Below are 15,495 nucleotides of genomic sequence, written 5' to 3' on the forward strand. Positions count from 1 at the left end.
CGAACCATGACCCAAGACTTTGACTACTTTGTTGTGTTTGCGGAGATGCGGACCGGGTCCAATTTTCTCGAAGCCAATCTGAACGCTCTTGAGGGCGTCACCTGTCACGGCGAGGCCTTTAACCCCTATTTTATCAGCTATCCCAACCGCGAGGCGACGCTGGGCTGGACACAAGCACAGCGCGACAGTGACGTTCTGGGATTTCTGTCGCAGATCCGCGACGCCGAGGGCGCGTTGAACGGTTTTCGCTACTTCCACGACCATGACCCGCGCATTCTGGACGCGCTGCTTGACGATCCACGTTGTGCCAAAATCATCCTGACTCGGAACCCGGCAGACAGCTATGTCTCGCATAAGATCGCGCGCAGCACCGGCCAGTGGAAATTGACAAACGTGAAACGCCGCAAGGACGGGCTGGCGACGGTCGATGCGGAGGAATTTGCCCATCACGTTGCCGAGCTGCAGGGTTTTCAGCTTACATTGCTGAACCGGCTGCAAAGGTCTGGCCAGACAGCCTTTTATCTGGCCTATGAGGATCTTCAGGATCTGGAGGTGATCAACGGACTGGCAAAGTGGCTGGGTGTCGATGCCCGGCTGGCGCAGCTTGACGATAGTCTCAAACCGCAAAACCCCGCTGCGCTGGAAGAGAAGGTCGCCAATCCTTCGGAGCTTGACCGTGCGATGGCGCGGCTGGATCGTTTCAACCTCTCTCGGACCCCGAATTTCGAACCTCGGCGCGGCCCGGCAGTGCCTGATTACATCGCGGGGCAGCAGCTGCCGCTATTGTATCTGCCGATCAGCGGTGGTCCGACGGATGTCATACGCAGCTGGATGGCCGGGCAGGAACCAGACGGCGATGGCGCCTTGATTGAGGGGATGAACCAAAAACAGCTGCGGCAATGGAAGCGCGGCCATCCCGGGTTCCGCAGCCTCACCGTTCTGCGTCATCCGGCGGCCCGGCTTCATCATGTCTTTTGCACGCGCATTCTCGGGTCAGAGACAGGAACATTGCGCCAGATCCGTAATCTGCTGCGCAAACAGTTCAAGGTTCCGCTGCCCAAGGACCCTGCACATGGGTCCTATACCCGCGAACAGCATCGAACGGCTTTTGCAAGTTTTGTCGAGGTGATTGGTGCCAATCTTTCAGGGCAGACCGGGTTTCGCACCGATGCCTGCTGGGCCACTCAGGCGCAGACAATTGCGGGGTTTTCAGCTGTTCAATCGCCAGATCTGATCCTACGCGAAGAGGATCTGGCCACGACTTTGCCTGATCTTGCCCGGTGGCTTGGCCAATCCAAAGCCAGCTCCCCGGACGCACCCGGGGTCGACCAGCCGTATAGTCTTCAGGATATTTATGACGACACGCTGGAGGCGCAGATCGCAACTGTCTACCAGCGCGATTACATATTGTTCGGATTTGACGCCTGGGCGCGCTGACATGCCCGCCCGCCCGTGTGCTACGTCAGGCCGCCTGAACCGACTGATCCTCGGTCAGGATGGTATGAAGCGTCGCCGGGTCAGGGTTGGCCCGCAGCTTGGTGCAAAAGCTCTGTTCACGAAGCGTGCGCGATACCAGTGCCAGCGCTTTGAGATGTTCAACGCCGGCATCCTCCGGTGCAAAGAGCGCGAAGGCGATATCAATCGGCTGGCGATCCACCGCACCAAATTCCAGCGGTGTCTCCAGCAGCAGGAATACACTGACAACCTTGTCCAGACCATCAAGGCGCGCGTGTGGCAGGGCAACACCGTGCCCCACACCGGTGGGGCCAAGGCTTTCGCGATCCAGCAAAGCCTCGACCGTTGGTTGCGCCGGGAGCCCGTAGGCGAGTTGAGCAACATCTGCAATTTCTTGAAACAGACGCTTCTTGCTGGATGCAGCGCCAAAGACACGTACGGCCTCAGGCTTCAGGATGTTAGAGATCTGCATACTTCAATAGCTCCGCTCAACTCACGTAAAACGCCGTGACAGGTTACGGATCGATCCACCCGATATTCCCGTCTTCACGACGATAGACGACGTTCAGGCCGTCCTTGCCTTCTTTGCGAAACACCAGAACCGGGGCGCCTGCCAGTTCCATTTGCATCACGGCCTCACCAACCGAAAGGGATGGAATTTGTGTTTCCATCTCGGCGACGATGATAGGCTGCAATGATTCTGGTTCAGACTCGGTGCCGGCGTCTTCAGAGGCGAGGATATAAGAGCTTGCGCCGAAGAGTTCAACCGGCTCGCTCCGATCACGGTGATGGTCCTTCAGCCGACGCTTGTAGCGACGCAGCTGCTTCTCCATCTTTTCGCAGCAATCCTCAAATGCGGCATAGATTTCAGTGGCATGCGCTTTTGCTTGCGCGGTCAGACCAGTGGACAGGTGCACGGTCGTTTCACAAACATATTCATGCGCAGACCGCGAGAAGACGACATTGGCGTCCGTCGGGCGTTCAGCATATTTCGCGACCGCCACGCCAAGCTCCGATTGCACATGGGACTGCAACGCTTCGCCAATGTCGATCTGTTTTCCGCTGATTTGGTAACGCATGTGATCTCCTTCACAAATAGACCCTCAAAACCCAACTCGGGCCAAGCCCGGCTGCTCTCGCTTCAGTTCTGAAAGTGGGATTTAGGCAAAACAGTCGATTGCATTCGTCTGGGCCTTGTTAACAAGGCTGGAGCGAGGACAGCATCGGACTGCGGGTTTGCCATGAGTCAATTCGATGACAACCAGGCGAGAGAGTCAATGCAAATCGGCGTCAAACGGTTACCCATTTATGAGTAGGCGGCGGGTTTCCACCTGTTCTCAAATGGTTGACGACGCGCTGCTGTCAACGGCGTGCGGCAAGGCGCAGACCGGGCATGTCACTGTGCAGCTGGACCGTGTCCGTAGGGATCAAGAGATCCGAAAATTGTCCCCGAGATAGACGCGGCGCACATTTTCGTTTTCGACCACTTCGGACGGTGTGCCGGACATCAGCACCTTGCCATCATGCAGGATATAGGCGCGGTCCACGATCTCCAGTGTTTCGCGGACATTGTGGTCGGTGATCAGCACGCCGATACCGCGTTTTTTCAGATCACCAACCAGATGGCGAATATCCCCGACCGAGATCGGGTCGACCCCGGCAAAAGGTTCATCAAGAAGCAGATATTTCGGATCCGCAGCCAGACAGCGGGCGATTTCGACGCGGCGACGCTCACCACCAGACAGCGCCAGCGCCGGCGCCCGGCGCAGATGCTCAATCGAGAAGTCAGACAGCAGTTCTTCCAGACGCTCGCGGCGTTTGTGGGCGTGTTTCACCGCAATATCGAGCACGGAGGAGATATTATCTTCCACCGACAGGCCGCGAAAGATCGACATTTCCTGCGGCAGGTAGCCAATGCCCATGCGCGCGCGACGGTACATCGGCAGCGTGGTTGCATTCTGCCCATCGATGGTAACCGAGCCAGCCTCAGGGAATACCAGACCAGCAATCGCGTAGAAGCTGGTGGTTTTACCTGAGCCGTTCGGCCCAAGCAGTGCAACGACCTCGCCCCGGTCCAATGACATGGAGACGTCGCGGATGACGACCTTCTTGCTGTAGGATTTACGCAGCTTTTCGATGCGCAGACCTGAGCTGCCGTCGGTGACTGTCAATGCGGGCGCGGCCATCAGTCGCCGCCGCCATTCAGAATGGTTTTCACCCGGCCAGACAGGCTGGCGGTGCCAGTAGTCAGATTCACAACAAGGCGATTGGACGTCAGCGTCCCGGTGGACTGACTGAGCAAGACATTGCCCGTCATCACCACGGTTCCGGAGTCGATGGTGTATTCGGCTCTCTCCGCCTCTGCCGCGTCGGGACCGTTTACAAGGATGACATTGCCGGTGGCTTCCAGCCGGTCGACGCCTGTTTTGCCAGTTTCGTCCTGCTTGTAGATCACCAGAACGTTGTCGGCCGACAATCGCATAACACCCTGAACGATCACAACGTCGCCGACAAACCGAGCTGACCCGTCAGCCTGATTCACGTCCAATGTCTCTGCGGTGACTTCCACCGGTTGCGACGGATCAGCCTTGATCGAGCCGAATGCGATGGACGCGGACTGCGCCGACACCCCCGTTGAGAACAGGGCGACCGGCAGGCAGAACATCAATACACGCAGATACAACACAGGTTATCTTTCTGATTGTTGCGGGTCATATAGCAGCTTGACCCCTTTGTTGAAAACCATATGTACCGGCCCGCCCTCGGTTTTTGTGTCGATCTGCATGGCACCTGCGGTCAGATCGCCCATCGCACCACTGGCCTGAACGGGTCCTGGGCTGTCCGCCTGCACACCATTGAGAGCGGCGTTTAATTCCTGCGTGATGACCCGCAAACCGTCGCTCGACAGGATTTCAACATCGCCGCGAAAGTTTGCCATATTCTTATCCGGGCGCAAGGCGCCTGTGTCCGAACTCAGCAGGAAGCGGCCGCCACTGGTCATCCTGATCTCGGCTTCGAGGTTCACCGCGGTTGCTGGCGCGTCTGGGCCACCCGGGCGAGCCAGGGCGGCGGTTACCATGATTTCATCACCCTGCGCGGTGGTTCCCGAAAAGAACGGCGCGGTGATCTGCTGTCCGCGGGTGCGATCCTTAAGATCTTCTTGGGCGAAGGGGATCACCGCATCTGTTTCGACGCCGCGCGAAATCAGGAACATGGTCGACATCAGCGCCAGGGCCATCAGCGGCAGCAAGACCTTCAGATAGGCCACAAGGCGGGAATAGCCATCCATGGTTCGCCGCCCCCCCCCTCAGCCAAGCCCGACGCGCAGGCAATCGTGGATATGCAGCAGTCCGACAGCCTTTGCCGTCTCTGCATCGGGATCGACGACAAACAGGCAGGTAATCTTGCGGTCATTCATGATTGCGACGGCTTCTTCCGCAAGCGAGCCGGGAGCAATGGTGGTCGGGTTGTGAGTCATGACATCGGCGGCGGATTTTTCCAGCAGCCCGTCCATATGCCGCCGCAAATCGCCATCGGTTATGATGCCCTGCAGCACACCGCCCGCATCAGTGACACCAGCAACGCCAAATCCTTTCTGGCTGATTTCGATCAGCGCGTCGGGCATTGGGGTTTCGGTGCTGACCAGCGGCAAGGCCGCCCCGTCGTGCATCAGGTCGTCAACCTTCGACAGTCGTGCGCCCAGCTTGCCACCGGGGTGGAAGGCGCGGAAATTTTCAGGTCGGAAATCCCTGTGCTTCATCAGGGCGATGGCCAGCGCATCGCCCATCGCCAGAGTGAGCGTCGTCGAAATCGAGGGCACCATGCCAAAACCGCAGGCCTCGCCCATGGCGGGGATTTGCAGATGCACATCGGCCTCTTTCATCAGGGTGCTGTCCATCCGGCTGGACAGTCCGATCAGCGGGATGCCAAAGCGACGCGTGAACGAAAGCAGATTTGCCAGCTCAGGCGCTTCACCAGAGTTGGAAATCGCCAGCACCACATCACCTTTGGACAGCATGCCGAGGTCGCCGTGGCTGGCTTCGGCGGGGTGGACGAAATAAGCGGGCGTCCCGGTAGATGCCAGGGTCGCGGCGATCTTGTGCCCGATATGACCGGATTTACCGATACCGCTGACGATGATCCGCCCTTCGGCCTGAAGCACGAGGTCTACGGCCTCGGCAAAACGTTCATCCAGACTGTCCGCCAGCGCATCCAGAGCACGGGCTTCGTCGGTGATCACCTGTCGCGCGGTGGCGAGGAATGTCTCTGCGCTGCTCATGAGTGTGCAAAGATATCGGTTTCGGGCCAGCCGGCGAGATCCAGCTTGGCACGCATCGGCAGAAAATCGAAACAGGCCTGCGCCATTTCGCTGCGACCTTCCCGATCCAGACGCTTGTCCAGCGCCGCGCGCAGCCGGTGCAGATACAGGACATCGGACGCGGCATAGTCGAGCTGCGCATCGGTCAGTTGCGGCGCCCCCCAGTCGCTCATCTGCTGTTGCTTGGAAATATCGACACCGATCAGGTCCTGAGTCAGGTTCTTCAACCCGTGGCGATCCGTGTAAGTGCGGACCAGGCGGCTGGCAATCTTGGTGCAATACACCGGTGCCGCCAGCACTCCAAACGCGTGATACATGGCCGCAATATCAAAGCGGCCGAAATGGAACAGTTTCAGCACGTTGGGATCCTTGAGCATCCGGCAGAGATTGGGGGCTTCAGACTGCCCGTTGGAGACCTGCACGATATGCGCATTGCCGTCACCGCCTGACATCTGAATAACGCAAAGCCGGTCCCGATGCGGGTTGAGACCCATCGTCTCGCAGTCGATCGCAACGACTGGCCCGAGATCAAGCCCGTCGGGCAGGTCGTTCTGGTAAAGGTGATTGGCCAAGAAACGCGATCCTTTGTCTGGCAAGTACAACGGGTTTGGCCCCGAGATAGGGGTTTCGGCAGGCAAACTCAACTCTGGCACCGGCAATTGGCTCCGCTTTGGCGTGGAGCAGGCCCAATGCAACAGGGGGTCTCGCAGATATCTGCGGTCTTTTGATTGATCGCGGCTATAGATCGGCCACCGATATTAAATCGGGCGATCCTGCCGCGATGATCTTTTGCCGGTGGTGGTATGGTGCCGCTGAAGGGACTCGAACCCCCGACCCCATCATTACGAATGACGTGCTCTACCATCTGAGCTACAGCGGCGACCAGCGCGGGTCAGGGCCCGCAGCGGTCTGTGCGGCGCGCTTTAGCATTGGCGCGCCTCTTGGAAAAGATCTATTTCGCGCCTTGGAATTTCCCCTTGGGCTCTTCGGAAGCGTCGGATGCTGGGCTGTCTGGATCCGGTACCGCCGCCGGATCGTCACTTTCCAGCAATTCGACCTCGGGGATGTCACTTGTATCAGGTCCGGCGGCCCCTTCCGGCGTGCCTGTGATCAAGGGCAGCACCTGCGCACCAGTGGCGCCGACAATCTCGGGGGCCTCGGGGCGGCGCCAGCTGAGTGTGTCGAAGCTAGAACAGTTTTCACAGACCGGCGCCCATTCCGCGTGGATATGATTGCAGGTATCACAGACCCACTGTGGTCCGCGTGGCGCATTCAACGCCCGTGCCAGCCAGCCCTGGATTACCGCGTCCGAGGCACCCTCGCCCTTCTCGATGGCCGCCATCAAGGTCAGCGCCCGTGCATCGGGATTTCGTTCGACCAAATCGCCCAGCGCACGACGGGCCTCTGGAAAATCCTCGGCGACGATATGCAGCTCGGCCATCACCAGCCGGGTTTCATCATGCTGCGGCGCCAGCCGCGACAGTTGAGCAAAGCGTTTCACCCGCTCCGCGGCGGTTTCATTCGGCTCGACCTCGGCAAAGGCATGTGCCAGATCCGGGTGCGGCTGCGCTTCCCAGGCTTTTTTGAGAACCCGGATGGCGTAGCGCTTCTTGTCGCGCGCCAGATAGGCACGGGCCGCCATGGCCGCCGCGGGGACCAGATCCGGCGAAAGCCGGTTGGCCTCGATCGCCTGTTCCTGCTGTTCGACGGTCGCCCCGTCTTCGACAATCGCGCGAGAGGCGGACAGGGCCAGCACCGCATCGCGGCGCTTGTAGACGTCACGCGGCAGGGTGCCGGTCTTCAACTTCGTCGTCAGCGTCTTGCGCGCACCAGCCCAATCCTGCGCCCGCGCCTGAAGTGTCAGCAGCGTATCCTGCACCTCTTCATGTTTGGGCCGCAGAGCAAGCGCCTTCTCGGCCAGTTGACGCGCCGTATCGGTATCCCCTTCGGAGAGCTTCTGTTTCATGATGCCGCGCACCCCGACAAAGCGGGTGGACTGGTTGCTCACCAGCCGCTTATAGGCCTCCGCTGCCTTCTTGGTGTCGCCTGCCAGCTCCGCAGCCTGCGCTGTCAGCAGGTCCGTCAGCTCCGGCTTTTCAAGATATTTCTCCGCGCGCGCAGCCTTGGCCATTGCCAACCGCCCTTCGCCAGAAGCCAGCGCCATCAACCCGTCGGATAGCGCCTGATAGCCCTTGCGCTCGCGCCCCTTGTCGAAATAGCGCGAAATCGCGGTTTCATCGCCATTAAGGAACCGTAGCGTCGCCAGAAGAAGTGAGAGAAGTTTGAATGCAACCCAAACGGCAAAAACCAGAACTGCAAGCGCAATGACCGACTGCAATGCGCTCAGGGTGTATTCGGTGCCGGCGACCGTGATCTGAACGCCGCCAGCGGTTTCCGTCAGCAATGTGGCACCAAAGGCGAGCACCGCCACGATGGCGACGAAAACGAGAATCTTCAACAATGACCAGAGCATGGCAGCTTCCTTATTTGGCGTTCAGGCTTTGGGCCAGTTCATTCACGGCAGCAACCGCCGAGAGGCGCGCGCGTGCAGCAGCCTGCCAATCAGCGAGCGGCGCAAGCGCGGTTTCGGGCAGGGCCTCAAGTTCCATCAGTGCGTCCTGCAGATTGCCATTCTGGACGGCCGCCTCGGCACGGGACAGAACGGCATCAGGATCATCCCCTTCGCGCGGTGCGACCGAACGTGCCCCGAGCTGACGCCGCATATAGGCGGCGATACCACCGGTTCCCTTGGCTTCCTGACGTGCCGCAGCCAGCGCCTCACGTGCAGCCGGGGCAAACCCATCGCGCAGGCTGGAGCGGGTACTGACGCCAGCCTCTGCAGAGCCTGCCAGCGCCTCTGGCGGCGTCACACCAACCGCCCGCAGCTCATCCAGCAGACCGCTGAAGCTTGTCCCCGCATCAAGCGCCGAGCGCAGCCGCGCGACAATTGTTTGCGCACTGGCGATTCGGGCGGCCTCGGCGCTGGCTGCATCCATTGCACGCGCCTCATCGACCATTTTTTCGACCTCGGCCCGCTGTGCAGCCAAGCTGTCCTGAAGCTTGTTCAGTTCCGCCTCAAAGGCAGCAACAGCCTCTGGGCTAGCCGCGTCCGTGATCGGACGGCTTTCCAGCGCATCAACGCGGATCGCCAGACTATCCAGCGCGTCCGCGAGACCGGTATCACCTGCGGCGGTCGCTCCGGATTGCAGCGCGGCCACCTCCTGCTTCAGCGTATCCAGCTGTTCCGCCAGCGGTGCTAGATTCAGATCGTCAGCGGTGGCGGCAATCCGGTCTTCCAGCTCGGAAATCCTTGTGTTCAGGCGCTCCTGAAGCTCCTCCAGAGCCGTGGCATCAACCGAAGGGGCGCTGCGCCACGACGGGGGCAGGAAGCCGTCCAGCACATTCGACTGCCCGGCCACAAACCCAAGCCCAGCCGCCACGACCCCTCCCAGAACCGCTGCGCCAAAACCGCCGCGTCTCTCTACGATACGCTCAACCTCGGGCGCCGGTGGGGTGAAGGGGGGCAGATCATCTGCACTGCGCTCCGTAGCGGCGGTCTCCACAGTCGAGGCTTCGGCCAGTTCGGCAGTTTCTGCCTGCTGCGGGTCAAGTTGATCGCGCTGATCATCAGAGACAGCGCCGGTTTCAGCATTTACCGGCTCGCTTGGCTGCACGTCTTCGGCCTCTGAATCCACCTCGGATTTGGAGTCCTCAGCTTGCGTCGCTTCGACCAGCTCGGACGGATCGTCGCCAGCTGCGGTTTCGTCGATGTCCAGCTTGGAGACAGACGTCTGGCCCCTCTCGGCCCGCATCTCATCGGATGTTTTCTTGTCAGCCACGCCGACATCCCCCTCGATTCTAAAAATCTCATAACATCAACTCGGCAATAAACTTACTGTGCCGATGATCCACCCTCAACCCGCGCCAGACCAGCTGCGGCATCACGCACCAATGCGCACATATCCTTCGCCGTTGGAGAGTTACATATCTGTAAGTCTTTGCATTTCAATACGTTCAAAGGCTCGGCCACTGCTTTGCTGAAGGCGATCAGATGGAGCTCTGCGCGATATGGTGCCAATTTGACGAATTGCACCGCAGTGCGCGGCGAAAAAAGCGGCACGATCAGCGAGGCTTGCGCATCCAGCGCCGCACGGGCCTGATCGCCGTAGCGCAGCAGAACCTGATCGTAGATCACATGTTCCTGGCAGTTGATACCCGCCTGACAAAGCCGCTTTGCGATATCACCGCGACTGTGGACACCGCGAAGATGAACGAGTGGGGTTTCAGGTGATAACTCTGTCACCGTCCGGACCAGCTGATCGGCATCCTGCCCGCAGCATTTCGCCTGCCACCCTTTTGCTCTGGCGACGTCGGTCGTGCGGTCTCCGATACAATAGGCCCGCTGACCTGACTGAGGCTTAGGGGCAAACCGGACTGCATTGGCGGAAGAAAAAACCACATCCCTAGTATAGAGATCGGTTACGGGCGAAGTCAGTTGCACATCAACGGGCCGCGCATCAAGCAATGGTGCGTAGATCACCTGCATCGTCGAGCGGGTGGATGCCGGAAGATCCGCAACGAACCGTTCCGCCGCCGCGCGGGGGCGTGTCATCAATAGGCCGACCATCACACGCCCCTCGGGATTGTTCGCCACTGCCATAGGTGGTAGCCCCAGCGGGGATATGATGCAACGGTAACGCCATGACACGAGACCTCACCCTGCTGGGATTGGAAAGCAGCTGCGATGATACGGCGGCAGCGGTAGTGCGCCATCCGGGACACGGCCCGGCGGAGGTGTTGTCTTCCATCGTTTTCGGCCAGACCGAGCTTCACAGTGCCTTTGGAGGCGTCGTGCCGGAGATCGCGGCCCGCGCTCATGCTGAAAAACTTGATCATTGCGTTCGTGATGCGCTGGCTGCCGCCGACCTGAGATTGTCGGATATGGATGCTATCGCGGTCACCGCAGGTCCCGGGCTGATTGGCGGCGTCATCTCGGGGGTCATGTGCGCAAAGGGGTTGGCCGCCGCGAGTGGGCTGCCCCTGATTGGCGTGAACCATCTTGCCGGTCATGCGCTGACTCCACGGCTGACCGATGCGGTCCCTTACCCCTATCTGATGCTTCTGGTGTCCGGCGGCCATTGTCAGTACCTGATCGTTCGTGGGCCTGCCGATTTCAGACGGCTTGGCGGCACCATTGACGACGCTCCGGGTGAGGCTTTCGATAAAACCGCCCGCCTTCTGGGTCTGCCGCAACCGGGTGGCCCATCCGTACAGGCTGAGGCGGAGACCGGTGATCCTCGTCGTTTCCGCTTCCCCCGCCCTTTGCTAGATCGTCCAGATTGTAACCTGTCCTTCTCCGGCCTCAAGACAGCGCTGATGCGGATGCGCGATCAGGTTATGGCCGAAAAAGGCGGTCTGACACGTCAGGACCGGGCCGATCTCTGCGCCGGATTTCAGGCAGCTGTCACCGATGTTCTGGCCGAGAAGACGCGCCGGGCGATCCGGCTCTACCTAGAGGAGAGCCCCAACACGCGCACGGTTGCCGTTGCCGGAGGTGTCGCGGCCAATACCTCCATTCGAGCCGCGTTAGAGACAGTTTGTGCCGAGTTCGACGCCCGGTTCGTTGCCCCGCCGCTGGCACTTTGTACCGACAATGCCGCGATGATTGCCTATGCCGGACTGGAACGGTTTCGCAATGGCGAGCGCGACGGCATGGACCTTGCTGCGCGACCACGCTGGCCACTGGACCAAAGCAGCCCTGCCATGTTGGGCAGCGGCAAGAAAGGAGCAAAGGCATGAGTGTTTCCGTGCTCGGATCCGGTGCCTTTGGCACTGCTCTGGCGATATCGCTGGCAGCCAACGGGCCGGTCACCCTCTGGGCGCGCGACGCCGACCAGGCGCTGCAGATGCAGGAAACCCGCCGCAACAGTCGGCGCCTGCCAGATGCTGCGCTGCCGGACAAGCTGACGGTGACAAACGATCTGGAACGCGCCGCACAGGCCGAAACGGTGCTGCTTGCGGTGCCAATGCAGACGCTGCGCGGGTTCATAACCGCTCACGCCGCTTTACTGCGCGACCGCAGGCTTGTGGCCTGCTGCAAAGGGATGGAGCTCAAAACCGGGCTTGGTCCATTGGCGGTGATCCGTGACTGCCTGCCCGAGGCCCGAACGGCGCTGCTGACCGGCCCCAGTTTCGCCGCTGACATCGCACGGGGCCTGCCAACGGCCCTTACGCTGGCCTGTGGCAACGCAGAGACCGGCAGGGAATTACAACAACAGCTGACCACCAAGACCCTACGGCTCTATCGCACCACAGATACGATTGGCGCAGAGATTGGCGGTGCGCTGAAAAATGTTATCGCAATTGCCTGCGGCGCCGTGATTGGTGCCGGTCTGGGCGATAGCGCCCGCGCCGCGCTGATGACCCGGGGATATGCCGAGATGCAGCGTATGGCGCTGGCCACAGGGGCCCGCCCCGAGACACTGGCCGGTCTCTCCGGTTTTGGCGATCTGACGCTCACATGCAGCTCTGATCTGTCGCGAAACTACCGCCTAGGGCTTGCCATCGGCCGCGGCGAGGCTTTCGATCCAAATATCACAGTCGAAGGCGCCGCCACGGCACGCGCGGTCCATGCCGCGGCCACGGCGCGGCAACTGGACATGCCTATCACCGCTATCGTCGTCGCCCTGCTCGATCAGCGCTTGACGATTGCCGATGCCACCGCTCAACTGCTTTCAAGACCACTAAAAGAGGAATGACATGCTGATTGCCCTGATCGCGCGCGATAAACCTGATCATTTGCAGACCCGGATGGACAACCGTGCCGCGCATCTGGCCTATATCGAGGAGACCGGCGTTGTTGCGCAGGCGGGACCGCTACTGGATCAAGACGGCGGCATGGTCGGCTCGCTGATCATCCTTGATGTCGAGGACATGGCTGCGGGCCAGGCTTGGGCGGATAGCGACCCCTATGCAAAGGCCGGACTGTTTGAAGCGGTTGAGCTGATCACCTGGAAAAAGGTCGTCGGCTGATGGCCTATTGGCTGTTCAAATCCGAACCCTCCACCTGGGGCTGGGCTGATCAGCTAGCCAAAGGTGACGCGGGTGAGGAGTGGGACGGCGTCCGCAACTACCAGGCGCGCAACTTCATGCGCGACATGGAAATCGGCGACCTCGGGTTCTTTTATCACTCGATGAAGGAGAAATCTGTGGTCGGGATCGTCGAAATCTGTGCCGAGGCCCACCCAGACAGCACCACGGATGACCCGCGCTGGGAATGCGTCAATATCAAAGCGGTGCGCAGCTTCTCTAAACCGGTGACACTTGATCAGATAAAAGCCGATCCGCGGCTTGAAAACATGGTTCTGGTCAAGAACTCCCGCCTCTCGGTACAACCTGTCACCGCTGAAGAATGGGCCCATATCTGCGCGTTGGGGGAGACAGATCCCGGTTGATCTGACAGAATTCTCAGGCTGGCGCTGGTATCAGGGAGAGTGCAATGGAAATACTGAATGTTATCGCAGCCGCGATTGCCGGCTTTGTTCTGGGCGCGGTCTGGTATGGCGTGCTGGCTGAGCCTTGGATGCAGGCGGCAAAGGTGCCTCGCGATGAAAACGGCAAACCGACAGGTGGGCAAACACCGGCGGTTTTTGTTGCTACCTTTGTGCTTCAGCTCATTGTTGCGGGCATGATGCGCCATGTCTTTGCCCTGTCGGGGATTGATACCGTGGGCGGTGGCCTCGTCGGCGGGCTGGGCGTAGGGCTGTTTTTCATCACCCCATGGATCATGATCAATAACCTCTACGCTGTCAGACCGCTGCGCCTGTCAATGATTGATGGCGGCTACGCTACGCTGGCCTGCGGTGCGATTGGTGTCGTGCTGACGTTGTTCTGACGCCCTTCGCTGGCGAAACGCTATGCACAAAAAAGGGAAGATCCGATCATATGACAGGATCTTCCCTTTCACCCCACGTGCTCCAATTCCACCACACGTGTTCGTAAATCTGTGATCCTGGCCATCCTGACCGGTATCTAGAAGATAGGCCGACCAGCGGTGATTCCGCAAAGGCAATACAGGTAAAATGCAATACATGTACAACCGGGGCATGTTCCGTGTCGCCGTGATGTCGGTTAATCCCGGTGCCTCCACGAACCAATGACAGAACGACTTAGAAGAAGCCGCCCCACCGTACATCATGATATACGAAAAGCGCCCGCCGGGGGCTTCCGACGGGCGATCCTCAGCGGTCTTCAGGCAATCTGATCAGCCGTAGACGGATTCTTTTCCGAAGTGCTTGGTCAGCATATAGTAGACGACTGCGCGGTATTTGTTCCGCTCAGACTTCCCGTAGGTCTCGATCACGCTATCGATTGCAGACATCAGCTCGGGCCCATCGGACAGGCCCAATTTCTTGATCAGGAAGTTATTTTTGACGGTCTCCAGCTCTGCCGGCTGGCTGGAGGCTACGGTGGATGCGTCGGCGTCATAGATGGCCGGACCACAGCCGATGGTGACCTTGGTGAGCAGGTCCATATCCGGATCCATGCCACATTTGGTTTTCAGATCACTTGCATATTGCTCGATCAGATCGTCGCGTTTTCCCAAAACTCTCTCTCCCATGTTACTCAGCGGAACTACTGGTATCGCCAGGCACTGCGCCTGATCAGTTCTTATTCCAGCAGCTTAGTCGCAGAACGGAACAGGGCAACCGGGAATTTCGGCGGTAAACTCTCATTTCTGTGCGAAACGACGAACAATCGCCGAACACGACAGAAATGGCGCCCCTCGGATGAGGGGCGCCAAAGCCATCTCACAACACCTCAATCAGGTGCCGATTCAATGTGGCAGAGTCGCGTTATACGCGGTCACCGATGAGACGATCATCCTGCAGCGGCTTGATCATGTTTTCGTCGATCTCCGGCATCGAGCGCAGAGCCGCCTCGGTACGTGTGCTCAGCTTCAGCTGACCGTTGCGGGTGAAATCCATGTCGGACAACGGCACGGCAACGGTGTATTCATTCAGGCCAAGGAAACCGCCGACGCCGATCACACCTGCGATCTTACCGTCCTGTTCGATCACATAGCCGATCTCACCGACATTCTCGCCGGTCGCGGAGAAGACGTTTTTGCCGACCAGATCAGCGACGGTCATCTCATCCAGTGGCGGCAGAGGTTCACCAGCGGCATCCGAAGCATCATATTCGCCGCGCGGGATGGTGGTGGAAGCGTCAGAGCTTACATTGACGTTTTCATCGCCATCCGCCGGAGTTTGGCCGTTCACGGTCTCAACGCCGCTATCTACCTTGTATTCACCACGCGGAACGGTGGTGCCTTCGGTGGTGTCGAGCGACACGCTGCCGGTTGTTTCCTGGCCACCAACAGTTTCGATCTGGGTGTCGGCCTTGCTTTCGCCACGCGGCACCGAGGTGCCAGCCTGCGCAATACCAGCACCAGCCATCAGGGCAGCAGCAGTCACACCAGCAAGAATACGGGTTTTGGTTTTCAGTTCGGTCATGTCGTTTTCTCCTTCGTTTGAAGTACGGAAATCAAACGTCATGCCGCTCGAATACGTTCCCGGATTTTTCCGGAATCTCGACATTAAATTATTGGAACTTTTGAGCGCGAAACAACGTTGTCGCGCGCGGTGCGTGCTAGGTCAGTCCTATTAAAAGGCAAATAAAAATCAGTCACATAAAAGAAAACACCCCACCGATGGCGGGGT

General features: G+C 59.5%; 18 protein-coding genes and 1 tRNA gene. 6 read left to right on the forward strand and 13 right to left on the reverse strand.

Annotated features, from left to right (window positions below; translation table 11 throughout):
• Window positions 1-6 precede the first annotated feature (6 nt).
• Complete coding sequence (locus tag WLQ66_RS14690) at window positions 7-1,437, forward strand: nodulation protein NodH (RefSeq protein WP_340547072.1); 1,431 nt, start codon at window positions 7-9, stop codon at window positions 1,435-1,437.
• A 25-nt stretch (window positions 1,438-1,462) separates the two neighbouring features.
• Here WLQ66_RS14690 and WLQ66_RS14695 read toward each other — a convergent pair whose 3' ends face one another.
• The 11 genes from WLQ66_RS14695 to WLQ66_RS14745 form a co-directional block, all read right to left on the reverse strand.
• Window positions 1,463-1,927 carry a PTS sugar transporter subunit IIA gene (locus WLQ66_RS14695; protein ID WP_340547073.1) on the reverse strand — a complete coding sequence of 155 codons (465 nt, stop codon included), beginning with the start codon at window positions 1,925-1,927 and terminating at the stop codon, window positions 1,463-1,465.
• 43 nt (window positions 1,928-1,970) lie between these two features.
• Window positions 1,971-2,534: a ribosome hibernation-promoting factor, HPF/YfiA family gene (gene hpf / locus WLQ66_RS14700; protein ID WP_340547074.1), complete on the reverse strand. Its 564-nt coding sequence runs from the start codon at window positions 2,532-2,534 to the stop codon at window positions 1,971-1,973.
• Between the two features lie 348 nt (window positions 2,535-2,882).
• Window positions 2,883-3,641 carry an LPS export ABC transporter ATP-binding protein gene (gene lptB / locus WLQ66_RS14705; protein WP_340547075.1) on the reverse strand — a complete coding sequence of 253 codons (759 nt, stop codon included), beginning with the start codon at window positions 3,639-3,641 and terminating at the stop codon, window positions 2,883-2,885.
• On the reverse strand, window positions 3,641-4,120 hold the full coding sequence (locus WLQ66_RS14710; RefSeq protein WP_340547253.1) for an LptA/OstA family protein: 480 nt from the start codon (window positions 4,118-4,120) through the stop codon (window positions 3,641-3,643). The genes lptB and WLQ66_RS14710 overlap by 1 nt, the downstream gene beginning before the upstream one ends.
• 24 nt (window positions 4,121-4,144) lie before the next feature.
• Entirely contained in the window at window positions 4,145-4,744 is a 600-nt protein-coding gene (gene lptC, locus WLQ66_RS14715; protein ID WP_340547076.1) for an LPS export ABC transporter periplasmic protein LptC, read from the reverse strand.
• Between the two features lie 18 nt (window positions 4,745-4,762).
• A complete protein-coding gene (locus tag WLQ66_RS14720; RefSeq protein WP_340547077.1) occupies window positions 4,763-5,734 on the reverse strand; it encodes a KpsF/GutQ family sugar-phosphate isomerase in 972 nt (323 codons plus the stop codon).
• Window positions 5,731-6,345 carry a ribonuclease D gene (locus WLQ66_RS14725; RefSeq protein WP_340547078.1) on the reverse strand — a complete coding sequence of 205 codons (615 nt, stop codon included), beginning with the start codon at window positions 6,343-6,345 and terminating at the stop codon, window positions 5,731-5,733. Before WLQ66_RS14725 ends, WLQ66_RS14720 begins: the two co-directional genes overlap by 4 nt.
• Window positions 6,346-6,577: 232 nt before the next feature.
• A tRNA-Thr gene (locus WLQ66_RS14730) sits at window positions 6,578-6,653 on the reverse strand.
• Between the two features lie 72 nt (window positions 6,654-6,725).
• On the reverse strand, window positions 6,726-8,246 hold the full coding sequence (locus WLQ66_RS14735) for a heme biosynthesis protein HemY (protein ID WP_340547079.1): 1,521 nt from the start codon (window positions 8,244-8,246) through the stop codon (window positions 6,726-6,728).
• A gap of 10 nt (window positions 8,247-8,256) precedes the next feature.
• Window positions 8,257-9,612, reverse strand: a complete 1,356-nt coding sequence (locus tag WLQ66_RS14740) for a COG4223 family protein (RefSeq protein WP_340547080.1) — start codon at window positions 9,610-9,612, stop codon at window positions 8,257-8,259.
• 53 nt (window positions 9,613-9,665) lie between these two features.
• Window positions 9,666-10,319 (reverse strand): uroporphyrinogen-III synthase, encoded by a 654-nt coding sequence (locus WLQ66_RS14745; RefSeq protein ID WP_340547081.1) that lies wholly within the window; start codon window positions 10,317-10,319, stop codon window positions 9,666-9,668.
• 155 nt (window positions 10,320-10,474) lie between these two features.
• On the opposite strand from WLQ66_RS14745, the gene tsaD reads away from it, so the two are divergent.
• Genes tsaD through WLQ66_RS14770 form a run of 5 tightly spaced genes read left to right on the forward strand, consistent with a single transcriptional unit; the run spans window position 10,475 to window position 13,667 of the window.
• Window positions 10,475-11,572 carry a tRNA (adenosine(37)-N6)-threonylcarbamoyltransferase complex transferase subunit TsaD gene (gene tsaD, locus WLQ66_RS14750; protein ID WP_340547082.1) on the forward strand — a complete coding sequence of 366 codons (1,098 nt, stop codon included), beginning with the start codon at window positions 10,475-10,477 and terminating at the stop codon, window positions 11,570-11,572.
• Complete coding sequence (locus tag WLQ66_RS14755) at window positions 11,569-12,531, forward strand: NAD(P)H-dependent glycerol-3-phosphate dehydrogenase (protein WP_340547083.1); 963 nt, start codon at window positions 11,569-11,571, stop codon at window positions 12,529-12,531. Before tsaD ends, WLQ66_RS14755 begins: the two co-directional genes overlap by 4 nt.
• Window position 12,532: 1 nt before the next feature.
• Window positions 12,533-12,805 (forward strand): YciI family protein, encoded by a 273-nt coding sequence (locus WLQ66_RS14760; RefSeq protein ID WP_340547084.1) that lies wholly within the window; start codon window positions 12,533-12,535, stop codon window positions 12,803-12,805.
• Entirely contained in the window at window positions 12,805-13,227 is a 423-nt protein-coding gene (locus WLQ66_RS14765; RefSeq protein WP_340547085.1) for an EVE domain-containing protein, read from the forward strand. The genes WLQ66_RS14760 and WLQ66_RS14765 overlap by 1 nt, the downstream gene beginning before the upstream one ends.
• A 44-nt stretch (window positions 13,228-13,271) precedes the next feature.
• Entirely contained in the window at window positions 13,272-13,667 is a 396-nt protein-coding gene (locus WLQ66_RS14770) for a DUF1761 domain-containing protein (protein WP_340547086.1), read from the forward strand.
• A 369-nt stretch (window positions 13,668-14,036) separates the two neighbouring features.
• Here WLQ66_RS14770 and WLQ66_RS14775 read toward each other — a convergent pair whose 3' ends face one another.
• A complete protein-coding gene (locus WLQ66_RS14775; protein ID WP_340547087.1) occupies window positions 14,037-14,378 on the reverse strand; it encodes a DUF2853 family protein in 342 nt (113 codons plus the stop codon).
• Window positions 14,379-14,628: 250 nt separating this feature from the next.
• Window positions 14,629-15,288 carry a PRC-barrel domain-containing protein gene (locus WLQ66_RS14780; protein ID WP_340547088.1) on the reverse strand — a complete coding sequence of 220 codons (660 nt, stop codon included), beginning with the start codon at window positions 15,286-15,288 and terminating at the stop codon, window positions 14,629-14,631.
• Window positions 15,289-15,495 lie beyond the last annotated feature (207 nt).

Source organism: Phaeobacter sp. A36a-5a, from assembly GCF_037911135.1.
Lineage (GTDB): Bacteria > Pseudomonadota > Alphaproteobacteria > Rhodobacterales > Rhodobacteraceae > Phaeobacter > Phaeobacter bryozoorum.